Source organism: Psychromonas saccharinae (assembly GCF_051201515.1).
In the GTDB taxonomy this organism is placed as follows: Bacteria; Pseudomonadota; Gammaproteobacteria; order Enterobacterales; family Psychromonadaceae; genus Psychromonas.
The window spans coordinates 2,744,784-2,769,773 of the sequence record NZ_CP195153.1; the positions used below are offsets into that span (position 1 = coordinate 2,744,784).

The 24,990-nt window shown below is 37.1% G+C and carries 21 protein-coding genes; 16 read left to right on the plus strand and 5 right to left on the minus strand.

The window, feature by feature from the left end:
• The first annotated feature begins 424 nt into the window (after positions 1 to 424).
• From ACR30L_RS12190 to ACR30L_RS12220, 7 genes are all read left to right on the plus strand, one after another.
• Positions 425 to 682 carry an HPr family phosphocarrier protein gene (locus ACR30L_RS12190; protein WP_435234527.1) on the plus strand — a complete coding sequence of 86 codons (258 nt, stop codon included), beginning with the start codon at positions 425 to 427 and terminating at the stop codon, positions 680 to 682.
• Positions 683 to 890: 208 nt separating this feature from the next.
• Entirely contained in the window at positions 891 to 2,612 is a 1,722-nt protein-coding gene (gene ptsI, locus ACR30L_RS12195) for a phosphoenolpyruvate-protein phosphotransferase PtsI (RefSeq protein WP_435234528.1), read from the plus strand.
• 78 nt (positions 2,613 to 2,690) lie between these two features.
• Positions 2,691 to 3,200, plus strand: coding sequence for a PTS glucose transporter subunit IIA (gene crr, locus ACR30L_RS12200; RefSeq protein ID WP_435234529.1), 510 nt, complete (start codon positions 2,691 to 2,693; stop codon positions 3,198 to 3,200).
• A 148-nt stretch (positions 3,201 to 3,348) separates the two neighbouring features.
• Entirely contained in the window at positions 3,349 to 3,699 is a 351-nt protein-coding gene (locus ACR30L_RS12205) for an ArsC family reductase (protein ID WP_435234530.1), read from the plus strand.
• Positions 3,700 to 3,708: 9 nt separating this feature from the next.
• A complete protein-coding gene (gene dapE, locus ACR30L_RS12210) occupies positions 3,709 to 4,845 on the plus strand; it encodes a succinyl-diaminopimelate desuccinylase (protein WP_435234531.1) in 1,137 nt (378 codons plus the stop codon).
• A complete protein-coding gene (locus ACR30L_RS12215) occupies positions 4,839 to 5,507 on the plus strand; it encodes a M15 family metallopeptidase (RefSeq protein WP_435234532.1) in 669 nt (222 codons plus the stop codon). The genes dapE and ACR30L_RS12215 overlap by 7 nt, the downstream gene beginning before the upstream one ends.
• A gap of 16 nt (positions 5,508 to 5,523) precedes the next feature.
• Positions 5,524 to 5,901 (plus strand): PilZ domain-containing protein, encoded by a 378-nt coding sequence (locus tag ACR30L_RS12220; protein ID WP_435234533.1) that lies wholly within the window; start codon positions 5,524 to 5,526, stop codon positions 5,899 to 5,901.
• A 91-nt stretch (positions 5,902 to 5,992) separates the two neighbouring features.
• On the opposite strand, the gene glgX is transcribed toward ACR30L_RS12220, so the two are convergent.
• From glgX to malQ, 3 genes are all read right to left on the minus strand, one after another.
• Positions 5,993 to 8,098, minus strand: a complete 2,106-nt coding sequence (gene glgX, locus ACR30L_RS12225; RefSeq protein ID WP_435234534.1) for a glycogen debranching protein GlgX — start codon at positions 8,096 to 8,098, stop codon at positions 5,993 to 5,995.
• On the minus strand, positions 8,095 to 10,371 hold the full coding sequence (gene glgB / locus ACR30L_RS12230; RefSeq protein ID WP_435234535.1) for a 1,4-alpha-glucan branching protein GlgB: 2,277 nt from the start codon (positions 10,369 to 10,371) through the stop codon (positions 8,095 to 8,097). Before glgB ends, glgX begins: the two co-directional genes overlap by 4 nt.
• Positions 10,372 to 10,469: 98 nt before the next feature.
• Positions 10,470 to 12,668, minus strand: a complete 2,199-nt coding sequence (malQ, locus tag ACR30L_RS12235; protein ID WP_435234536.1) for a 4-alpha-glucanotransferase — start codon at positions 12,666 to 12,668, stop codon at positions 10,470 to 10,472.
• Positions 12,669 to 12,973: 305 nt separating this feature from the next.
• Between malQ and ACR30L_RS12240 the strand changes: the two genes are divergently transcribed.
• The gene (locus ACR30L_RS12240) at positions 12,974 to 13,867 is read left to right on the plus strand and encodes a D-hexose-6-phosphate mutarotase (RefSeq protein WP_435234537.1); all 894 of its coding nucleotides are present in this window, start codon (positions 12,974 to 12,976) and stop codon (positions 13,865 to 13,867) included.
• Between the two features lie 347 nt (positions 13,868 to 14,214).
• Positions 14,215 to 15,210, plus strand: a complete 996-nt coding sequence (gene gap / locus ACR30L_RS12245) for a type I glyceraldehyde-3-phosphate dehydrogenase (RefSeq protein WP_435234538.1) — start codon at positions 14,215 to 14,217, stop codon at positions 15,208 to 15,210.
• 567 nt (positions 15,211 to 15,777) lie between these two features.
• Here gap and folD read toward each other — a convergent pair.
• On the minus strand, positions 15,778 to 16,632 hold the full coding sequence (folD, locus tag ACR30L_RS12250; RefSeq protein ID WP_435234539.1) for a bifunctional methylenetetrahydrofolate dehydrogenase/methenyltetrahydrofolate cyclohydrolase FolD: 855 nt from the start codon (positions 16,630 to 16,632) through the stop codon (positions 15,778 to 15,780).
• Positions 16,633 to 16,793: 161 nt separating this feature from the next.
• Here folD and yccS point away from each other — a divergent pair, with 161 nt between their 5' ends.
• From yccS to dbpA, 7 genes are all read left to right on the plus strand, one after another.
• Positions 16,794 to 18,995, plus strand: coding sequence for a YccS family putative transporter (yccS, locus tag ACR30L_RS12255; protein WP_435234540.1), 2,202 nt, complete (start codon positions 16,794 to 16,796; stop codon positions 18,993 to 18,995).
• Between the two features lie 15 nt (positions 18,996 to 19,010).
• Positions 19,011 to 19,346 carry a TusE/DsrC/DsvC family sulfur relay protein gene (locus ACR30L_RS12260; protein ID WP_435234541.1) on the plus strand — a complete coding sequence of 112 codons (336 nt, stop codon included), beginning with the start codon at positions 19,011 to 19,013 and terminating at the stop codon, positions 19,344 to 19,346.
• 222 nt (positions 19,347 to 19,568) lie between these two features.
• Positions 19,569 to 20,141 (plus strand): elongation factor P-like protein EfpL, encoded by a 573-nt coding sequence (gene efpL, locus ACR30L_RS12265; protein WP_435234542.1) that lies wholly within the window; start codon positions 19,569 to 19,571, stop codon positions 20,139 to 20,141.
• A gap of 285 nt (positions 20,142 to 20,426) precedes the next feature.
• Positions 20,427 to 21,365, plus strand: coding sequence for an SPFH domain-containing protein (locus tag ACR30L_RS12270; protein ID WP_435234543.1), 939 nt, complete (start codon positions 20,427 to 20,429; stop codon positions 21,363 to 21,365).
• Positions 21,366 to 21,367: 2 nt separating this feature from the next.
• Complete coding sequence (locus ACR30L_RS12275) at positions 21,368 to 21,823, plus strand: NfeD family protein (RefSeq protein ID WP_435234544.1); 456 nt, start codon at positions 21,368 to 21,370, stop codon at positions 21,821 to 21,823.
• 86 nt (positions 21,824 to 21,909) lie between these two features.
• Positions 21,910 to 22,257 carry a putative quinol monooxygenase gene (locus ACR30L_RS12280; protein WP_435234545.1) on the plus strand — a complete coding sequence of 116 codons (348 nt, stop codon included), beginning with the start codon at positions 21,910 to 21,912 and terminating at the stop codon, positions 22,255 to 22,257.
• Positions 22,258 to 22,352: 95 nt separating this feature from the next.
• A complete protein-coding gene (dbpA, locus tag ACR30L_RS12285; RefSeq protein WP_435234546.1) occupies positions 22,353 to 23,741 on the plus strand; it encodes an ATP-dependent RNA helicase DbpA in 1,389 nt (462 codons plus the stop codon).
• Between the two features lie 7 nt (positions 23,742 to 23,748).
• On the opposite strand, the gene ACR30L_RS12290 is transcribed toward dbpA, so the two are convergent.
• Positions 23,749 to 24,975 (minus strand): ABC transporter substrate-binding protein, encoded by a 1,227-nt coding sequence (locus tag ACR30L_RS12290; protein ID WP_435234547.1) that lies wholly within the window; start codon positions 24,973 to 24,975, stop codon positions 23,749 to 23,751.
• Positions 24,976 to 24,990 lie beyond the last annotated feature (15 nt).

Consider the following 24,990-nt stretch of genomic DNA (forward strand, 5'->3'; position numbering starts at 1 on the left):
TCTTTTTTTGTTTTAAAAAATCACCAAATATCAATATAAAGCTATAATATTTACTTAAAAATCACTTAATTGTGTCTTGCTAATAATGCATTTACAATTTTTTACATAATTCCTCGGATTAACCGTAAAAACAGATTGACCTCATCGGTATAATTTAGGATTATTCTAGCGAATTTTTTTATATGATTAACTGTGCGTCCTGTAGGTTATATTTATGCAGGAAATAAAAATAAAATGTAACATTTAAAAAGTATGATCTGTTTCAAACTTTTGAGTATCTTCACTCGTTACTTTGTTACTAGAATATAAATATTCAGTTATCATATGCACTCTAAAATTATTGAATTGGATTTTTGTTATTTAAACAATTTAGCTAAATAACAAATAATCTGCATACTTCTCAAACAAAACTTAAGGTAATCTCATGTATCAAAAAACTGTTACTATCACAGCTCCTAATGGTCTTCACACTCGCCCAGCAGCACAATTCGTTAAAGAAGCAAAAACATTTGCATCTGATATTTCTGTTGAAGTTGGTACAAAATCTGCAAGTGCTAAAAGCTTGTTTAAACTACAAACTTTAGGTCTAGTTCAAGGTACATCTGTAAACATCAAAGCTGAAGGCGCTGATGAGCAAAAAGCAGTTGATACCCTAGTAGCATTAATGGCTACTTTAGTTTAATTACAAACTAATTACTCCGCACTTAAAACTACATTTTAAGCAATAATAACAGGTTTGCACGTGTTGATGTGTTGCAAACCTAATTGCTTTTATGCTTTTCAGATAAGCAACACAATATCTTGTTATTTCTTTAACTATTATTTAAATCTGATTGTGCTGAGTGGTTACATAATTAATACGTATTACTTAGATTTTTAAAGGATAGATTATGATATCTGGCATTCTTGCATCTCCTGGTATAACTTTTGCTAAAGCGTTGTTATTACAAGAAGATGAAATCAAAATCAACTCAAATAAAGTAACAGATTTAGATAATGAAATTGCACGTTTCCTTTCTGGCCGTGACAAAACATCTGCGCAACTTGAGATCGTAAAACAAAAAGCACTCGAAACATTTGGTGAAGAAAAAGAAGCCATTTTCGAAGGCCATATCATGTTGCTAGAAGATGAAGATCTAGAAGATGATATTAAAACATTTATTAAAGAAAATAAATGTACTGCTGAATTCGCAATAGATCATATTGTTGAAGAAAATGCGACAATGCTTCAAGAACTTGAAGACCCTTATTTACGTGAACGGGCCGCTGATTTCCGTGATATTGGTAGCCGTTTATTAAAAAATGTATTGGGCATTGAAATCGTAAACTTAAGCAACATCTCTGATGAAGTTGTTCTAATTGCTAACGATCTAACCCCTTCTGAAACAGCTCAGATTAATCTAGATAAAGTATTAGGTTTTATCACCGATATTGGTGGTCGTACCTCTCACACTTCTATCATGGCGCGTTCTCTTGAAATCCCAGCGATTGTTGGAACTAATGATATTACTAAACGTGTTAAAAATGGTGACTTCATCATTTTAGATGCGCTTAACAATAAAATTATTATTAATCCAAATGAAAAAGAGCTATCTGCAGCTAAAGAAATCCAAGCAAAATTCTTATCAGATAAAGCAGAACTCGCTAAACTGAAAGATCTTCCAGCTGAAACTCTTGATGGTCATCAAGTAGAAGTATGTTCAAACATCGGTACAGTAAAAGACACTGATGGTGCGAAACGTAATGGCGCTGAAGGTATTGGTTTATACCGTACCGAATTCTTATTCATGGATCGAGATCAACTTCCTACTGAAGAAGAGCAATTCGCAGCTTACAAAGAAGTTGTTGAAGCAATGGAAGGCAAAGCTTGTATTATTCGTACTATGGATATCGGCGGCGATAAAGATCTTCCATATCTTGATCTACCAACAGAAATGAACCCATTCCTAGGATGGCGTGCAATCCGTATCTGTTTTGATCGTCCAGAGATCATGAATCCACAGCTACGTGCATTATTACGTGCTTCTGCGTTTGGTACCATTCGCATCATGTTCCCAATGATTATTTCTGTTGAAGAAATCCGCAAAGTTAAAGCAATTCTTGAAACATTAAAAGCTGAATTGCGTGCTGAGCAGCTTGCTTTTGATGAAAACATTGAAATTGGTGTCATGATTGAAACACCTGCTGCTGCTGCCGTTGCGCATCACCTAATTAAAGAAGTTTCATTCTTTAGTATTGGTACGAACGATTTAACGCAATACACACTAGCGGTAGACCGTGGTAATGAATTAATTTCAGATCTATATAACCCAATGACTCCTTCTGTTTTAAATATTATCAAAACAGTTATTGATGCATCACATGCAGCAGGTAAATGGACGGGTATGTGTGGTGAATTAGCAGGTGATGAACGTGCGACTTTATTACTACTCGGTATGGGTCTAGATGAGTTCTCTATGAGTGCAATATCTATCCCAACGGTTAAGAAAATTATTCGTAATACTAACTTCGCTGAAGTTAAAGCTTTAGCTGAAAAAGCACTTGCTATGCCTACTGCTGCTGAAATTGAAAAACTTGTTTCAGATTTCAACAAAGCTAAAGGCATTAGCTAATTATCTAGTTAAGCTAATTGTTAAGAAATAGTTTACTTGATATTATAGAAAGATATTAATCATTATTGGAGTTAAACCATGGGTTTTTTCGATTCATTAAAAAAAGCAGTATCTGGTAACGCACCTACTGAAAAAACAATTGACTTAATTGCACCGTTATCTGGTGAAATTGTTGCAATTGAAGATGTGCCAGATGTTGTTTTTGCTGAAAAAATTGTTGGAGATGGTATTGCTATCCGCCCTACGGGTAACAAAATGGTTGCACCTTGTGATGGGGAAATTGGTAAAATTTTCGAAACAAATCATGCATTCTCTTTGGAAACAGACACAGGGATTGAGCTTTTTGTACATTTTGGGATTGATACAGTTGAACTAAAAGGTGAAGGTTTTACGCGTATTGCACAAGAAGGTCAAAAAGTAAAAATGGGAGACACGATCATTGAATTTGATCTTGAGTTCCTGAAAGAAAAAGCTAAATCAATCTTAACACCTGTTGTTATTTCAAACATGGATGAGATTAAAGAGTTGCAAAAAATGTCAGGTACCGTTGAAGTCGGAACTGATGTTGTGCTAAAAATAGTTAAATAAATTTTTCTATACTTTTTCCTACTATTAAGAGTCGCAATTGCGACTCTTTTTTATTGAAATCCTTTCTACTTATCCTTTTAATTCTGCTATAACCACTTACGATAATGATCTTAACTTGTTACAATTGCGTTATTTTAGTGAGTAAATAATGGCGACAATTCTCTACGGCATTTCAAATTGTGACACAGTCAAAAAAGCACAAAAGTGGCTGACACAAAATAATATCCCTTATACGTTTAATGACTTTCGAAAAGATGGTTTAGACCACACTTTAGTACAGTCTTTTCTTAATCATTTAACCTGGACGGACATGCTCAATAAACGTAGCACCACTTACCGCCAACTAACTGAACAACAAAAAGAAACTTTAGATGCAGAGACAGTCATTAATCTTTTTGTTGATTTCCCAACATTAATTAAACGCCCATTGCTTATACACGACACACATTATCAAGTTGGTTTTAAAACTGACAATTACCAAAAAATATTCTCATTATAAGGAAGTACCATGCCAGATAATTCTGCTTTATCTCTACTAAAGGATCTAGTTAGTCGACGATCAATAACCCCTGAAGATGCAGGCTGCCAAGCATTATTAATTTCTCGACTTGAAAAGCTAGGCTTTAACTGTGAAGTAATGGTCTTCGAAGATACAACCAATTTATGGGCACGTCGCGGTACGGATAAACCACTATTTTGTTTTGCAGGGCATACTGACGTAGTGCCAACTGGACCTGAAGATAAATGGAACACGCCTCCTTTTGAGCCAACGATTATCGATGATTACCTCTATGGTAGAGGCACAGCTGATATGAAAAGTGGTATCGCTGCATTTATTGTTGCAGTTGAACGTTTTATCGAAATGCATCAAGATCATAATGGATCAATTGCTCTACTTATCACGAGCGATGAAGAAGGCCCATTTATTAATGGGACTACACGTGTTGTTGATGTACTTGAAGCTCGTAATGAAAAAATTGATTACTGCATTGTTGGAGAGCCTTCAAGTACAAACCAAGTGGGCGATGTCATTAAAAATGGCCGTAGAGGCTCATTAACAGCTGATATCACCTTTAAAGGTGTACAAGGACATGTTGCTTACCCACACTTAGTTGAGAACCCAATACATACTGCTACACCCGCACTTGCTGAACTAACAACCATACAATGGGATTCAGGTAACGAATATTTCCCACCGACTAGTTTTCAAATAACTAACTTTCATTCAGGTACTGGCGCATCAAATATTGTGCCTGGTGAAGCAATTGTTCAATTCAACTTTCGATATTCGACTGAATTAACAGCACAAGACATTATTAAACAGGTTGAAATGGTTTTACTTAAACATCAACTCAATTATGATTTAGCATGGACTTACAACGGTTCTCCGTTTATCACACATCCAGGCTCTCTTACCAATGCGGTAAGTGATGCAATTAAACAAGTCAATGGATTAACAACTGAGCTATCCACTAGCGGTGGTACTTCAGATGCTCGATTTATAGCACCAACGGGAGCCCAAGTTGTTGAGCTAGGGTTATGTAATGCAACAATCCACAAAGTAAACGAATGCATCAAAGTAAGTGATTTAGAAGAGCTTGTTAACATTTACCAAACTACCCTTGATAAATTATTAACGTGTTAATAGAACAATTAACAGGTCAAATAACGACACATCTTGTTGAAATTGAAAAGCATATTTTCATTCATCAAGATGTAGTTGATGATTTTTTTCGATTACAACTAGCTGCACGCCATGCTGGGTTTAATCTTCAGATTGCCAGTGGTTTTCGAAGCTTTGATCGTCAGTTAGCTATCTGGAATAATAAATTCAATGGCCAACGGCCTATTTTAGATAAAAATGAATTGCCATTGGATATTACGGCTTTATCTGAAATACAAAAGCTCCATGCCATTCTTCATTGGTCAGCCTTGCCTGGTGCGAGTCGCCACCACTGGGGAACAGACTTTGATATTTATGACCCTAACTTATTACCTAAAAATAAATCCTTGCAGTTAACTCTCAATGAATACACCGATAATGGATATTTTTCAGACTTGACTGTATGGCTAACAAATAATATGGAAAAGTTTGGTTTCTACCGACCTTATCAGTCTTATCAAGGCGGTGTTGCCTGTGAACCTTGGCATATAAGTTATCGCTCCATTGCCAATAAGGCTTTAGAGGAATTAACGATAGAGCATATTCATGATCTAATTATTGCAAAAAATATCATCGGAAAGTCGCTAATTTGTACACAATTACCTATGATATATAGACAATATATTTGTAATATTAATCAATAACCTCTGGGAAATTAGCATGTCAGAAAAACGTAAATTCTCTCGTATTACCTTTGTTGGAAAATGTTCATTAAACGAAACCTTATCGGGCCCACTAAAAATTTGGCAAACAAAGGTATTTGATATTTCTTTAAAAGGAGCCTTAGTAGAATGCCCTGACTTTTGGAATTACCCACCGAACTCGGCAGTGACACTTAATTTAGGATTGGATGGTTCAGATATTATATTGCAGTGCGATGGCGAGGTGTGCCATCAAGAATCGGGTAGATTAGGTATAAAATTTTTAACGCTAAGCCTAGATACTATCTCCCACTTAAAACGTTTAATACAGCTTAATTTAGGAGATGATGAGTCATTAAACAGAGAGATTTCTCAGCTAATCAACACTTTAAATTAAGACTTTAATCGCGAATAATCAGGATGATATCTATGCAACTACTTTTGCTTATACCAATTGTATTAAATACCATCCTCAGATTACCAATTAACTACTCAATATGCCTTACACATTTTAATAAAATAATTGAATGTGCAACTAATTGAATACTATCTTTGACGAACTGGGTTTCCCCCACTAATTCGCCAGTTGAGCATGATGTATCAATTTTTACTCGCCAAGTTAATCCAACGGCTAATTTAGGAACATTACTCGCAATTTGATAGCTAGAGCCATTAAAAATCAAAAACCAATGCTCGCCAATATTTTTGGCTTGACGAAACTCAACCGCAATTGCCTGAGAATTTGTTGCATGCCAATCTGAATCTTCCATTAAATAACCATCGGGATGATACCATTTAACAAGATCACGGTCATCGCAGTCGCTAATACAATCATCAATTAATGCAACACTTCCAAATAACTTAGATTGTTGACGTAATTTTATTACTTTATCAGTAAAATCAAATAGTTTTTGATCATTCTCTGTTAAATTCCAATTAAGCCACGTCAACTCATTATCTTGACAGTAGGCATTGTTATTACCTGATTGAGAGTGCCCCATTTCATCACCAGCTAAAAAATGAGGCGTGCCTTGAGATAAAAATAAGGTTGTAATCAAATTACGTTTTTGTTGCTGACGTAATCGATTAATACGTTCATTATCTGTCGGCCCTTCGTAGCCATAATTTGCAGATAAGTTATGTCCATGTCCATCGCGATTATTCTCGCCATTTTTTTCATTATGACGATTGTTATATGTCACTAAGTCATCAAGGGTAAAACCATCGTGATAACAGATATAATTAACACTGGTTGAATTGGAACGATAACGTTTGGCAAACATATCCCTAGAGCCTAATAAACGTGTAGCAACCTCTGCAATTTTGCCAGTGTCTCCACGCCAAAAAGAACGCATCGTGTCACGATAACGGTCATTACACTCTAACCAATTACTTGGAAACCCACCTAACCTATAACCACCAGGACCAATATCCCAAGGCTCTGCAATTAATTGCACTTCACATAAAACGGGATCTTGAAGTAATGCTTTAAAAAAAGCGCTTTGTTCATTAAACCCATGAAATTCTCTAGCCAAAGTAACCGCGAGATCAAAACGAAATCCATCAACTTGCATTTCCGTTACCCAATAACGTAATGAGTCGAGTGTTAATTTTAAAGTCCAAGGGTAATTAACATTAACCGTATTACCGCAGCCAGAATGATTACTGTAATAACGATAATTGATATGATTACCACCAACTTCTTTTTCAAAGGAATAATAGTTACGGTTATCAAAACCTTTTAAGCTAACAATTAAACCACCTTCTCCGGCTTCTGCTGTATGGTTATAAACAACATCTAATATCACTTCAATGCCTTCAGCATGAAGCTCTTTAACCATCGTTTTAAATTCATTGACGGCATCACTGTCTGCATAACGTGTTTCTGGTGCAAAAAAGTTAATTGGGTTATATCCCCAATAATTTGTCAAACCAAGTGCTTTTAATCTATTTTCACTCAAAAAACTAAACACCGGCATGATCTGTAAACTAGTGATTCCCAACTTTTTATAATGCTTAATACTTTCAGGGTGTGATAAACCTAAATATTTACCACGCTTTTCAAGGGGGATTTTTTCATTTAATTGACTAAATCCTTTGACATGCACTTCATATAAAATACGGGCATGATCCTCTATTTTAGGCTTTTTAACTCCCTGCCAATCAAAGGCATTATCAACAACAACGGATTTTACAGTTTGTGCATCGTTGTTTTCACTTTGAATTTGAGAAAATGTATGTTGTACACGACTTAAAGCGCGGGCATAGGGGTCGATTAAAATATTTTTTTCATTGAATAACAGACCGTTTTCTGGTTGATAATCACCATAGACACGATAACCGTAAAGTTGTCCGGCCGTTACTTTATGAATAAAAATACTCCACATATTCCCTTGTTTTACCTCTAGGGGATATCTCGCGATCTCTACTTCATCACTGTCAAACAAACACAGTTCAACCTTATAGCATCCGAGGCTATACACAGAAAAATGACACCCATCTTCATTTAAAATCGCACCAAGTGGCAAAAATTGTCCGTTTGATGCTGAAAATGGATGATCCTTTTTGTTCACTTCAAGTAATTTTGTACTCAATTACCTTTCCTTTTTTGCAAATAAACCGTTGCTAATGGCGGTAAATTTATTGTAAGTGAATATGGTTTTCCTTGCCAAGGTTTTTCTTTAGCAACAAAAACACCTAATGTATCGCCCATCATAAAATTACTGCCCCAATAATAGCGACTATCGGTATTTAAGATAACTTCATATTCGCCAGGTTCATCAATTGGAACACAATAGCCTTCGCGTGGAATGGGCGTGAAATTGGACAAACAAATAAACTGCTTGTCTTGTTTTATATTTCGTCTAATAAAAGAAAAAATACTGTGTTCGCCATCACTATGGTCTAACCATTCAAAACATGTTTGATCATAATCGCCCTCATAAAAGGCATTATTTCCTTTATATAAGTGATTAAGGTCCATAATCAGTTGTTGTTGGCCTTTATGCTTCGCAAATTTTAATAAATCCCAATCCAAACTTGTGTTGTAATTCCATTCCGTCGTTTGAGCAAGCTCCGTTCCCATAAAGTTTAACTTTTTACCTGGATGAGCATACATAAAGCCCATATAAGCACGGAGATTTGCCGCTGCCTGCCATTCATCTCCTGGCATTTTAGCTAACATACTGCCTTTACCATGAACAACTTCATCGTGCGAAATAGGTAATACAAAGTTCTCATTATAATGATAGACCATTGCAAAGCTCATTTCATGATGATGGAATTTCCGATACATTGGATCTTTTTCCATATACTCTAAGGTATCGTGCATCCACCCCATATTCCATTTAAACCCAAAGCCGAGTCCCCCGGTGAACGTAGGTCTTGAAACACCAGCAAAAGCCGTTGACTCTTCTGCGATAGTCATTGCATGAGGATATTGTCGATAAACTTCTTCATTAAACCATTTAAGTAAACTAATCGCTTCATAGTTATGATTACCACCATCAATATTGGGTACCCATTCACCATCATCTCGAGAATAATCCCAATGCAACATAGAAGCAACGGCATCTACACGTAGCCCGTCAACATGAAATTTATCTAACCAAACTAATGCACTTGCAACTAAAAACTGACGCACATTATCCCGACCAAAATCATATATATACGAGTTCCAATCAGGATGCCAACCACGGCGAGGATCTTCATACTCATATAAGGGAGTTCCATCAAAACGTGCTAAACCATGCGGGTCAGCGGGAAAATGTGCAGGTACCCAATCAACAATGACACCGATATTGGCAAGATGGCATTGATCGATAAAGAATTTAAGATCGTCTGCATTACCAAAACGACTAGTAGCAGCAAATAAACCAACGGGTTGATACCCCCATGAACCATCATAAGGAAATTCAGAAATAGGCATTACTTCGATATGTGTATATCCCATCTTAACAATATAGGGAATTAATTCATCGGCTAATTCTCGATAGGTTAACATTCGATCAACACCATCTTCTTTTTTCCGTTTCCAGGAACCTAAATGCACTTCATAAATACTCATTGCACTAAAACGTTTATCTCCCTTTTGAGATGCTTGCCATGCACTATCATTCCATTGATAAGCATCATGGTCCACAACAACAGAAGCGTGTGAAGGAAATAGTTCAGCTTGAAACCCAACCGGATCGGCCTTGTGCGGTAGACGATTACCTAGGCCATCTTTTATTTCATATTTATAAGTACAACCTTTTTTGAAACCAGGTATAAACAAAACCCAATGTCCACACCAACTACGTTGCATGGGATGACGTCGACCATCCCACATATTGATTTCAGACACCAAACTGACACTCTTCGCATTAGGCGCATACACAATAAAACGCACACCACTCACAGTCTGTTCATCAAAGGTAAGTTGTTTTAATTGCGCTCCCAAGGTTTTGTACACATTTTGCGGACCTTCATGTAAAGTCGATAACCCATCAAAAGCAATATCATGGAATTGGTAAGGGTCGACATAACGATAATTCCCATCTTCATAAAAAGCATTTAACTCATAAGTAAACGCATCATCGACTTCAATTTCAAACAACCCTTGTTCAAGTTTTTTAAGTTCTTTGAATACAACATCGGCACCTAATGCATAGACCTCAACACGCAGTGCATCCGGTAACCAAGCTCGAATAATGAATCCTTTTCCGCTAGGCGCAGCTATCAAGCCTAAACATTCAAAGGGATTATCAAGCGTTACATTTTCAAGCGAATCAATTAACGACTTACGTTTTGCTTGTTCTGGGCTTAATTTAACCGTCGTCTTTTTTGATACTTTTTTACTAGCTTTTTTTATTTGAGTACTTTTCATAGATATTATCTCAATTATTATAATTTAAATTTTATAGCCAAATATCGAAAATTCAGTAATAGCAAACACCTCAGATTTAATCAGTGCCACACTACCGTTTAGGTGTTATCTCGACGCGATGTTGTTAGATCAGTAAGCAACGTACTTATTGCATCATTTGCGAATAAATCATCAAGGTCTTGCGATAATTTACGTTGCCAGTTACGGTACTCATCACTTGTTCCTGGTACATTTACAGGCTTATCCATCTCTAAAAAGTCTTCAAGTTGTAAACTCAGTAACAATGAAGATCCTTTTGCGAGATGAGTTTGAAGTGCAAAGTTTAATGTTTGAGTCATTTGTGTTTCACGTGCATCACGGGGAAAGTCACTCGGTAGGCTACCGAGACCATGCAGACTATCTAAGATTTGTTGTTTTGCATAAGTACGACTATCTAATAAGTTTTTAAAAGTATCAGGATCAGGATATAAGCCTAATTCACGACCTAAATATAAATCTTCACTTTGCCAGAAACCTTTAATGGTTGGCATATCATGCGTACAAATCGTCGCCATTGCCTGTTTTTCATAATCTAAAGGTGCAATAAAACCTCCATCATGCGCTTGCTCAAAGAAAAAGACTTTATAGGAAAATACCCCAGCATCTTTTAATAACACATCGATACCTTCAGGAATAGTGCCCAAATCTTCACCAATAATAAGACATTCATTACGCATACTTTCTAATGCCAATAAATTAAGCATATCTTCAACTTGATAATAAATGTATGCCCCCTTATCGGCATGTTCTCCTTCTGGCACCCACCAAAGCCTTAAAAACGCCATCACATGATCAATACGTAATGCACCGCAATGTTTCATATTAGCGCGTAATAACTCGATAAGCGGTTTATAAGCTGTTTTTTGTAATTGATCAGGTGCAATGGGTGGTAGCCCCCAGCTTTGACCAAGCGGTCCCAATACATCAGGCGGAGCCCCAATACTAATTTGCTCACAATAAATGGAATGATTAGCCCAAACTGCAGCACTGCCCGTTGCAACACCCACAGCCAAATCTCGATAGATACCCAATGTCATTCCCAGTGACTTAGCTAACCTATCCGCCTCTGAAATTTGTAGTTCAGCAACCCATTGCGTATAACACCAAAAATCTACTTCTTGACGATTATCTTCAATCCACGTTTGTACATTAGGAGATTGATAAGATTGGAAATCTTTTGGCCAAACAGGCCAGCCCCATGCTTCTGAATCAATGGATTGGAAGTGAACTTGCAAAGCATCATAGGCTGCTTGCTGAATTAGTAACTCACCTTTATCTTCAATAAATTGATTAAAAGCTTCTCGCCGTTCATTACTTTTCCCTGATCCATCATTAAGTGTTGAGAAAAGAGCGCGTAATGCAGATACCTTTAAATCCGTCACGCTTTTATACTCAACCCATTCACTATCACGAAGGGTAGAAAGCGTATGTTGAAACTCAGTACTATTCACTTTCCCCTGTAAAATCGAGTTGCGAGAGAATTCATCTACGGCGGTAATGTCGGTATAAAGGATATTTAGCCATATGCGAGATGATGGACTATATGGACTAGCATTATCTGGTTGAGATGGATATAAAGCATGAATTGGATTTAATCCAATAAAATCCCCTCCTTTCTCATGAGTTTTGGTCAGTAAATACTTAAGATCACTAAAATCACCAATCCCCCAATTTGTTTTACTTTTTACGCCATATAACTGAACACTACTTCCCCACACCTTTTTGCCGTTTTCAAGTTCATCGGGAATAAAACAACGTGATGGAGTAATAATTAATGACATTATTGCCAACGGCTCTTCAATCCCCTGATCGTATAATGATAATGAATGATAACCAAAGGGAAGGTTAAGTGTTAAATCGATCTGATAACACTGAAATTCAAGATCTGAAATCTCATTAGTACCGATAAGCGGAAAATCAGTCGCACACAATGCCCCCTCTTGCGTACTACCGTCTTCCAAGGTAATAACATAAATTAAAGTATCCGTTGCCGAGTCAATTGGCAAACAAAGGTCAAATGTGTAGGCTGTATCTTTTTGAAAAATAGAAACCGGTGGTAATGGCGATAGCCAATATTTGTTTTCCTCTTTTTTGTAAAGTGTCATCAACGAATCATCGTCAACGGACTCAATACCCATTTTAGCAATTAAATTTCTGATATTCTCATTGGAGACTTGAGAAGAATGTCCCCATGCATCAATAAAATTCGGCTCAATGCTTTTTAATCCCATAAACGTTTCTAAAACAGAACTTGTCATAAAAACTCCTTAAATTTATTACATATAAAATGTACCGGAAGCGTAAAACACGACTCTTCTGCATTGTGTATTTATATCATCATTACATTCATTATGTTTATAGCACTACACAACAATAGTATTTTTTATTTCAATTATTTTATTTTTATGATTTAACTCAACAATTTTGTGATCTTCATTTGCGCCAAAAGCAATACGGCGTAAAATATTTGACTCAATATCTTTATATATTAGTGCTACATAAAGAAATTATCATTCTACTTTAACCAATTAAATCACAATCTTATTACTTCAAGGGTCCCTTTATGATCTCACACCTATCTTTACAGAAAAAAGACACATTATCGAATTCAGTCAGTTTACAAAGTGATGAAAATGATTTTGAGTTTTTAATCATTAACCATAAAAACTTCGATGCCGCTTTTTCACTCCATGGCGCACATTTATTGCACTTCCAATTAAAAGACCAGGCACCTATTATCTGGTTAAGTAAAACTGCAATCTTTAATGAAAATAAGGCTATTCGTGGTGGCGTTCCAGTTTGTTGGCCTTGGTTTGGCCCGGCTGGTAAATCGCTTGGCGATAATTTGCCAGGGCACGGCTTTGCAAGAACAAGTAAATGGACGGTCAAAAATATTGACGAACTATCTAATGGCGTAGAAATTCAATTTTCGTTAACAGATAACGAAGAAACTCGAAAACTTTGGCCACATCAATTTGAACTTGTTTTAAAAGCCACGCTAACGGAGACAGTTAAACTAGAATTAATTAGTACCAATACGGGAGCAGAAAGCTTCTTTTACCGTGCTGCTTTACATTCTTATCTTGCCATTAGTTCACCAGATGCTTGTAAAATAACAGGCCTCAACAAAAACTATGCAGATATGCTCGATTCTGGCAAAGCAAAAACGAGCGACGGTACGCTAATTATCACTGAGCCTGTTGATACTATCTACCAAAAGTCAGAATCGGCAATTACCGTTGAGGATAGCACTTATCAACGTAACTTAACGGTAACCAATACGGGTAATGATTCCGAAGTCGTTTGGAATCCTTGGATAAGTGGTGCAGAAGCATTTGCAGATATGCCTGACGATGGTTACAAAACCATGTTATGTGTTGAATCTGCAATCACAGATCCAGTGGGTGAAACAATTGCAGCAGGACAATCACATACATTAACAACCACAATTAGTTAATGGTTTTATTTGAACACTAAATAATCAAATAGATACGAAGGTGGAATTTTTTATCGAATATTTCGATTTAATACAATGTCATATGAAGAAAAATCAGCAATATTATAAAAAATTTGCTGCAAAATTTAATGATAGTGATATTGTACTCACACTTAAATTCCACTTTCTAAAATAGGTAATGAAATATAACAAATTGTTTTGTTATTTGAGCTAAAGAATAATATTTCTTTATTAATCTTCGATTTTTGCTTATTCAAAACGATTAACTTGATTAATATCAAGTTACAGGTATATTTCATACCTATAATGATTTCAGATTTTATTTAAACCTCCATAAGGAACAAAAAATGACAATTAAAGTAGGTATTAACGGCTTCGGTCGTATCGGCCGTTTCGTATTCCGTGCATCTTGTGAACGTGCAGATGTTCAAGTTGTTGCAATCAATGACTTAATCGACGTTGAATACATGGCTTACATGCTTAAATATGACTCAACTCACGGTCGTTTCAACGGTACTGTTGAAGTTAAAGACGGTAACCTAGTTGTTAACGGTCAAACTGTTCGCGTTACTGCTGAGCGTAACCCTGAAGATCTAAAATGGGATGAAGCTGACGTTGACGTTGTTGCTGAAGCAACTGGTATCTTCCTAACTGACGAAACAGCTCGTAAACACATCACAGCTGGCGCTAAAAAAGTTGTTCTTACTGGTCCTTCTAAAGATGCAACTCCAATGTTCGTAAACGGTGTTAACTTTGACACTTACGCTGGTCAAGATATCGTTTCTAACGCTTCTTGTACTACTAACTGTCTTGCACCTGTTGCTAAAGTACTTAATGACAAATTCGGTATCGAATCTGGTCTAATGACTACAGTTCATGCAACAACTGCAACTCAAAAAACTGTTGACGGTCCTTCAATGAAAGACTGGCGCGGTGGTCGTGGTGCTTCTCAAAACATCATCCCATCTTCAACTGGTGCTGCTAAAGCAGTAGGTGTTGTTCTTCCTGAAGTAAACGGTCTTCTAACTGGTATGGCTTTCCGTGTACCAACTGCTAACGTTTCTGTTGTTGACTTAACTGTTAACCTTAAAACTCCTGCAACTTACGAAGCAATCTGTGCAGCAATGAAAGAAGCTTCTGAAGGTTCTATGGCTGGTGTTCTTGGTTACACTGAAGATGCAGTTGTTTCAACTGACTTTAATGGCGAAACTTGTACTTCAGTATTTGATGCTAAAGCTGGTGTTGCTCTTAACGACAAATTCGTTAAAGTTGTATCTTGGTACGACAACGAAATCGGTTACTCAAACAAAGTTCTAGACCTAATCGCACACATCTCTAAATAAGAGATTAGATTAGTCTAATTTATTTTAAGCCTGCGTTTATCGCGGGCTTTTTTGTATCTGGGATTTGTGAACCAATAAACTCGTACAGTTAAATTCTGTATCTTGGTACGATAACGAAATCGGTTACTCAAACAAAGTTCTAGACCTAATCGCACACATCTCTAAATAAGAGATTAGATTAGTCTAATTTGTTTTAAGCCTGCGTTTATCGCGGGCTTTTTTGTGTCTAAAATTTCAGTAAACAACGAAGTCGGATGCTAAACCCCATAAATAAAGTACTTAACCTAGTTGCTCGCACTTCTAAATAAGCGATGTCTTAGGTAATATTTGTTATTAAGCTTGTACTTCGATACGGGCTTTTTTGTACCAAAAGTTTGAGTAAATAACGAAATCGGATGCTAAACCCATAAATAAAGTACTTGACCTATTTATACACTCTCTAAATAAGCGTTAGTGTTGGTTAATATTTATTTATAATTCTTTTTACTCGAGGTTTTATTATCAATAATTTTAAAGAAAAAAAGAGCCCTTAGGCTCTTCTCTTTTATAAGCAATGATCAGTTATTATTAACTATGAAATTCATTACAAGCAAATAAGGTATTTTCAATCAACGTTGCGACAGTCATAGGCCCTACACCTCCGGGTACAGGTGAAATCCAAGCAGCACGTTCTTTTGCCACGTCAAATTCGACATCGCCGACAATTTTCCCATTATCTAAACGATTAATCCCCACATCGAGTACTATTGCACCTTCTTTAACCCATTCACCCGGAATGAAATTAGCCTTACCACAGGCAACCACTAATACATCTGCGCGTTCGACATGGCTACGTAAATCTTCGGTAAAACGATGGCAGCAGGTTGTTGTACATCCAGCTAATAACAGCTCTAATGTCATTGGACGACCAACGATATTAGACGCGCCAACAACGACTGCATGTTTTCCTTTAATTTGTTCACCAATCGCCTCAACCATGCTAATCATGCCACGTGGTGTACACGAGCGTAACAAGGGAATGCGTTGCGCTAAACGTCCAACATTATAAGGATGAAAACCATCGACATCTTTTTGTGGATCAATACGTTCAATAACCCGTGTTTCATCCAACCCTTCTGGTAAAGGAAATTGTACTAATATACCGTCAATCGTGTCGTCGTTATTAAGTTTATCAATTAATGCTAACAATTCATCTTGGGTTGTTGTTACTGGCAAATCGAAGGCTTGCGATGTAAATCCTACTTTCTCACAGGTACGACGTTTACTGCCTACATATATTTGTGATGCGGGGTCACCTCCGACAAGAATAACTGCAAGACCAGGTACGCGTAGGCCTTTCGTAACACGTTCTTCAACGCCCTTAGCAACCTTTTCCGTAATTGCAGCCGCAATCGCCTTTCCATCTATAATTTTTGCCGACATTGATCAATTCTCTATTGTGTAATGACTATGTGCCGCTATTGTCGCAAAACTAATCTCTGATGTCACACGAATCATCTCTATTAAATCTAATTTCTCTTATCAATTTAAATTGTAAACACATATAATAAGTCCATTAAATCACTTATTTACAGATAATGTTAATGCATATACCAAATTCTTTGTTTTTTATTAAATCGCCACTGCGAAAATTAGTATCTGATTCAAATACGCATTCGGGTTTACGTGTATTTATAGCAATGGCAATGACCTTTATTCCCGCACTTAATGACGACCTTTTCCCTGTGTTTTTTTCACAAAATCCACTTCAAATATCACTTTCTTTATGCCTTGGTGTTATGGCAAGTGGCATAGTTGAAACCGACGATAACAGTAAGAATCGTGGTAAATTTATTGCAACGATTGTGCTCTGTTTCTTTGTGGCTTCAAGTAGTGTCGAAATACTTATGCCCTATCCAATATTTTTTACCGTTGGATTATTTACCTCAAGTTTTGCTTTTATGATGCTTGCCGCACTCGGTGGTGATTACAGTAAAATCGGGTTTGGCTCTTTACTTATTGCTATTTATACAATGATTGGCTACCAAGGAAACATTGCTTGGTATGAACAATCTTTGTTACTTTCCATTGGTGTGCTTTGGTATGGATTATTTTCTCTAATATGGAATTTCTATGACCCGTTCAACTCCCTTAGAGAACAACTTGCACAATTATTTTTTTCGCTAAGTCGCTATCAAGAACAAAAATCAGCATTGTTTAATGAACAAGAAGGTTCAAGTAAACAAGGTGTATTTACTGTTCGTCAATTATTGGCCATTAAAAATGTTGCTATTATGGCCCGTTTTGAACAATCAAAACGTATTATTCAAACACGTTTTGAAGTTGAAAAACACAATAAAGAACTTATTCATTTAAATGGTTATTACTTTGTTGCTGAACAAATCCATGAGCGCATTTGTGCTAGCCAATATTTATATAGCCAATTAGAAACGAACTTTAAACAAAGCCAGATTTTGGAAGGATTTCATCAACTGTTAATGCAAATTAGTAGTGATTGTTATCAACTGGGGATGGCCATTAATGAAAAGAAAACGTATCAACATAGTCGCCGATTAAAGTGGACGATTAAAGCTCTTGCCGATCAATTACATCTCCTGCAGCAAAAACAAGAATTTAATAATAAAAACCATGGAGCGATGCAAGCATTACAGGCTATCTATGACAATATAGCCGGTGTCAATGATCTGCTTAAATGTGTTAGTCAGAATAAACATACTGAAGGTGCGGCATTTATCGGTGAGAGCCCTCAAATTAAAGAATCTATCTATCGAAAACTAAAAAAATCGATTACCAATAGAACGCCTGTTTTTAAACATGCTATTCGTATCAGCACAAGTTTATCCGTTGCGTATATTTTGCAACATCAATTGGCTCTTCCACAGGGTTTTTGGCTGTTATTAACCGTTTTATTTGTCTGTCAACCTAGTTTCAGTGAAACCCGTAAACGTCTTATACAACGGACAATTGGGACATTACTAGGCATTGCGTTCGGTTACCCAATTTTAATGCTAGTTGATGGCACATTAACGCAAATTATTTTATTAGTCATTAGTGCCTTTTTCTTTTTCAGTTATATGCGAACAAATTATGCATTAGGCGTTATATTTATCACCCTTTTCGTTGTCTTCTTATTTAATTTATTAACCGGCACAGGTGTTGATATTTTGCCCCCTCGTATTGCCGAAACATTGTTAGGTTCGGCTTTAAGTATGTTGGCCATTACCTTTATTTTCCCTGACTGGCAATTCCTCCGTTTCCCATCCCTGGTGAATCAATTAGTCGAGTTAAGCAGTCGTTACTTTAAACAAGTCGGTGATCAATATCAGTATGGGCGCAGTGAAAATAACAATTACCGTTCTACTCGCTTTGACACCTTTAAGAGCGATGCCACTTTAACAACGGCTTGGCAAAGTATGTTATTCGAACCTCGTTCAAAACAACGATTAAAAAAAGAGGTGTCGACATTGGTTAATCGTTGCGATGCACTCGTTGCCTATATTGCCGCCCTTGCATCACACCGACATAAATTAGACAACTTTGAAAACAATCATGAATTGCAAAATTTAATCGCTGTTACTGGTAAACAAATTTCATTAGCATATAATCCGACGACATTGGATAAACAAGCAATTGATGAAAGTATTCAGGCATTTAAAAATTATAAATGCGATCTATCCGGAGACTGTTTACTGATTGTAGAGCAACTAAGGTTAATTACGTTTACCGCCCTAGATATACAAGTGCTTTTACAAAAGGTAAACTTCAATGATAAACAAATTAATTAATAGTACACGGTAAACATGACTAATCTACTTTTCAATGGACAAGAATACCCGACGGATAATCAAGGGTATTTACTTGATTCAACATTGTGGACAAAACCACTCGCCATTCATATCGCTTCATTAGAAGCCATTGAAATGAGTGAATCACATTGGCAAGTTGTCAATTTTGTGCGTGAATTTTATATTGAATATAATACTTCACCAGCAATTCGTGCATTAATAAAAGCAATGCAAAAAAAATTTCCTGAACAAGAAATCAGTAGTCGTATTTTGTATCGCCTTTTTCCAAAGGGCCCTGCAAAACAAGCGACTAAAATAGCCGGTTTGCCCAAACCAGCACGTTGTATTTAATAACCAATATTTAATATCAATCGTAATAATAAGTTGATCTGGTTTACGAGTTAAAATTTTTTATTCGTTGGTTGGAAGTTCCGTAAAGAGAGTAATCATTTACATCAACTTTCGCCTCGAACTACACTATTTTTTCTACGCAAAATTGAGAACTCATATTTAATACAATAGGTATAAATTGGTTTTACTTTTAATAACCTAATATTTAAGAAGGATTTACTCATGCCAAAGGCAAGTGATATCAAAAAAAATACCGCTATCGAATTTAATAATAGTGTTTACATTGTTCGCGATATTGAACGCTCGGTACCACAGGGCCGTGCCGGTGGTAGCTTGTATCGTATGCGTATGTATGATGTGGTAAGTGGCTCTAAAACTGATGAAACTTTCAAAGACAGTGATATGCTAAATCTTGCTGATTTAACCCGTCGTCAATCGATGTATTCATATGCGGATGGCGAAGAATTAGTCTTTATGGATAACGAAAACTACACGCCTTATAACTTAAATAAAGAAAGCATTGCTGATGAAGTGATGTTTATTGATGAAACAACACAAGGTATCCAAGTTATTTTAATTGATGATGCCCCTGTTGCAATTGAACTACCTGCAAGTGTTGATTTAGAAATCATCGAAACAGACCCTTCAATTAAAGGCGGCTCCGCAACGGCGCGTACCAAACCCGCTACACTTTCTACTGGTTTAGTTGTGCAGGTACCAGAGCACATTTCGACGGGTGATCGTATTAAAGTAAATACCGTTGAAGCTAAATTTATGGGACGCGCTGACAAATAATCAGCCCCTTTATTATCGGAGAATTGTCCTTAGACATCTCCGATATAACCGCTCAACAACCATTCAAGTACACCGCTCACTTTATTCTAATCCCCTTATCAATCGCGCTTAATTATTTGATTTATCGAAACAAGAGGGTATTCTTATAAGTATAATCATTGCACTTGCGCAACCCGATAAACCATCAACAAGTCCTTTGAATATAAGGTGTTACAAATATTAAAAATGAAAGTAATTATCCTGTAGCATTACTTTTACATCACTTATTTTAATAAAGAGGTTTTAATGGACATTTTATTTAATTATATCCTTCGAACAGAAGTATTTATCCTTGTATTAGCGATAGTTATCCTCAAAAAATCAATTATTTTTGTGCCGCAAAATCGCGCATACCTCATCGAGCGCTTCGGAAAATATCAATCAACAAGAGAAGCCGGCTTAAATTTCCTTGTTCCATTTATCGACCATATTGGTGCGGATCGTTCACTAAAAGAACAAGCCGTAGATGTACCAAGCCAAAGCGCAATCACCAAAGATAATATTTCATTGAGTGTTGATGGCGTACTTTATTTCCGTGTGTTAGACCCATACAAAGCCTCCTATGGTGTTGATGATTATGTCTTTGCTGTTACACAACTATCACAAACCACAATGCGTTCTGAGCTCGGTAAAATGGAATTAGATAAAACCTTTGAAGAACGTGATGCACTCAATACCAATATCGTTGCCGCAATCAATGATGCAGCTAGTCCATGGGGTATTCAGGTACTTCGTTACGAAATAAAAGATATCGTTCCACCACAAACCGTTATGGAAGCAATGGAAACCCAGATGAAAGCTGAACGTGTAAAACGTGCTCAAATTCTTGAATCTGAAGGTGACCGTCAATCAGCAATCAATGTTGCAGAAGGTCAAAAACGATCAGTCGTCTTAAAAGCAGAAGCAGAAAAAGAAGAACAAGTGCTCCGTGCGGAAGGTGAAGCACAGGCAATTCTAGCCGTTGCCGCAGCACAAGCAGATGCACTACGTCAAATTGGTGAAGCTGCCGATACACAACAGGGGCAAAAAGCAATTCAACTTGATCTTGCAACGAAAGCGATTGAAGCGAAAGCTGCCATTGCGAAAGAGTCATCGGTGGTATTACTTCCCGATAGTAGCAATGATCCATCGTCTCTCGTCGCACAAGCCATGACCATTATTTCCAGTTTAAATAAAAAAGGTTAGCCATGGATTATATTACGACACATCTTGCACAATCCTTTATCGTCTTGGGATTAATCTTTCTAGCTATAGAAGTATTAGTGCTTGGTTTTTCAACCTTCGTATTATTCTTTGTTGGTATAGGCACCATCTTAACGGGTATCTTAATGGTATTTGGTCTTGTGCCAGAAACATTACTAACGGCGATACTCGTCACTGCAATCATTGCATCCTTGGTTGCAGTTTTCAGTTGGAAGCCGATGAAAAGAATGCAAAACAAAGTTGATTATCGTCAAGTTAACAATGATATGATCGGTCATCAATTTATTCTTTCCGAAACGCTTGAACTAGGAAAGACCATCACCCACCGTTACTCTGGCATCGATTGGAAAGTACAAGCGACCGAGTCTTTGCCGAGCGGTATTGAAGTGAAAATAACTAAAATGGAAGTTGGATTATTAACTGTAGCACGCGTTAATTAATCTTTTAAATAAAAGCTTAGTAACATCTTTACTAAGCTTTTTTTGTCTCTAGCCATTATCCTCTATGATTAAAAAATAAGGTTCTCATGTCTCAAAAAATCTACTGTATCGCCATGTTTAAAGCTAAACCAGGTAAAACCGATGATCTCTTTAAAATACTGCAATCACTTGAGCCAAATTCACAACGTGAAGATGGTTGTATCCAATACTTAGTCACACGCCATATTGAGAATGACTTTGCGCCAGGTACCAGTTTTCCGATTGTTTTTAATGAAGTGTGGCGTGATAAGGCAGCCTTTGAAGCCCATTGTCAACGCACAGAAATTGTTGAATTTTTTGAAAATCAATGTGTGGCTGAAACAGGCTTAGTAGAAGACTATAATGTATGTGTTTACAGCGACCAACCTGAAAACTATGATGCACCAAAACTATAAACCTAAATTTACACGGCCGTTTGCGAAACATCTTTGTCAGTTGTGACGCAAACTGCTATGGTAGCGCTCTTTTCGTCACTTGCAGGAATCCTATTTTGAGTCAAACATCTTTCTCCACATTAGCCTTACATCCCGATCTTTTAAACAACCTAGACTCACTGGGTTACCAATCCATGACGGAAATTCAAGCACAAAGCTTACCTCATATTCTTGCTGGTAAAGACATCATTGCTCAGGGAAAAACCGGCTCAGGTAAAACCGCTGCATTTTCATTGGGGTTACTCAACAAATTAGACGTTAAACGATTCCGTATACAATCTCTTATTCTTTGCCCTACCCGCGAATTGGCTGATCAAGTAGGTAAAGAGATCCGTCGACTGGCGCGTGCGATTCATAATATTAAGGTTTTAACATTATGCGGTGGTGTCCCCTTTGGTCCACAAATTGGTTCTTTAGAACATGGTGCTCATATCGTTGTCGGCACGCCAGGACGTATTGAAGATCATCTTCGAAAAGGGACTTTAAAACTCGATGATTTAAACATATTAGTCCTAGACGAAGCCGATCGAATGCTTGATATGGGATTCCAAGCATCTATCGATTCGATTATTGACCAAGCACCGACAAGTCGTCAAACATTGTTATTTAGTGCGACCTTTCCAGCACAAATTGATGCCATTAGTCGTCGTATTCTTCATGATCCAGTGACCGTTAAAGTTGAATCCGAGCATGATAACAGTGTTATCACTCAATACTTTTATGAAGTTGATAATAATGAACAACGTATGATTGCATTGCGTTTATTACTTCAGCAATATCAACCCGATTCTGCGGTAGTCTTCTGTAATACCAAACGTGATGTGCAAGATGTGGCCGATGAATTATTTAACCGAGGCTTTAGCGCACTCTCCCTGCACGGAGACCTCGAACAAAAAGATCGCGATCAGGCATTAATTCGCTTTGCTAATAAAAGTGCTTCTATTTTAGTGGCAACAGATGTAGCTGCGCGTGGGTTGGATATTGAAAACCTAAGCGCCGTTTTTAATTATAATCTAGCCCATGACCAAGAAGTACATGTTCACCGTATTGGCCGGACTGGTCGCGCTGGCAGTAAAGGCATGGCATTCTCTTTCTACAGCCCCAAAGAAGTTCATAAACTCCATCTTTTAGAAGATTACCTAGATCGTACGTTCACAGCACAAGCATTACCTGATTTCAGCTTACTGGATCAAACACCTGTACCATCCACTATGATCACGATGCGCATAGATGGTGGTAAACGTCAAAAAATACGCCCGGGTGATATTGTTGGCGCACTCACCGGAGAAAAAGGTATTAACGGTGACCAAGTCGGTAAAATTCAAGTCTCAGATAACTGGGCTTATGTCGCAGTTCAACGAGACTGTATTAAGCCTGCATTCAAAAAGCTAAGCGAAGGAAAATTGAAAGGCCGTAAATTTAGAGTCAGTGTCGTAAGAGGTTAATAAGTTTCTATTTTAATGCTCTGATTGCCGTTGACAAATGTTTAACGGCTTCATCGGCATCGGCATTAGGATGATTAAAATAGTTACTAATGATATCAACAATAATATTACGTAAGTGACTCGTAATTGCCATATTTTGAGTAAAAGAAGGCACCAAGCTACTATGATTAAAATCGTAATAGGACTTCTGTGCACAACTATCAAATTGGCTCATATCCATATCATTACGTACGGGAATAGAACCCTTATTTATATTAAACGCCGCCTGAAATTGTTTTGATAGTAACGTATCAACAAAAGCTTTCTGGATATCATTCTGATTGGTATCTTTTTGTCTGAATAAAACAAAACTGTCTATATTATAACTAAACAACCCTTTGCTTTCGGGGACATCTGCACAGATATAATCGGTCATTGCGATTTTACCATCCTGATGCCAAACCCCCTTCGCCCAATCACCCATAAATTGCATCGCCGCTTTATCTGTTTCAATCAATTTACTCGCAACATACCAATCTTCTCCCACCAAACTTTTATCGACATAATCATGCAAACGTTTAAATTTTTTAAAAACAGACACCATTTCAGGAGAGTTCAACACATCGTTATTTCGCTCCACAAAAGCTTGTTTGTATTTTTCAGGACCGAGTAACGATAACGCCATGGAATCAAATAATAAAGTATCCTGCCAAGGTGTACTTCCATGGGCTAAGGGTAAATAACCAGCGGCTTTTATTTTATCCGCAACATCAAAAAAAGCCTCCCAAGTGGTAGGAATAGTGAGGTGTAATTGTTCAAATATTTTTGCATTAATCCATAGCCAGTTTACCCGATGTATATTGATGGGCACCGCCATATATTGATTATCAAATGTAACGGTATTGAGTGCAACCTTTGGCAATAAGGTATGCCAATCCTCGGTATCGACAATATCTTTTAACGGATAAAGCACGCCCACTTTTGCCCATTCGCCGATATCCGGCCCTTTAATTTGCGCCACATCGGGGGGATTCCCCGCTAATGCACGTATTTGTAATACACGCATTGCACTGTCTCCTCCTCCGCCAACCACAGCGAAATTTTTCCAATCAATACCTTTATCGTTCATACTTTTTTCAAGCAATTTTAAAGAAGCAATTTCCCCTGGTGCAGTCCACCAATGCAACACCTCTAATGAGGCAGCATGAACAGAAGCGTTAACAAGGGTCAAACCGAGTAATAGTACCTTTTTCATCGAAAACACTCTCTT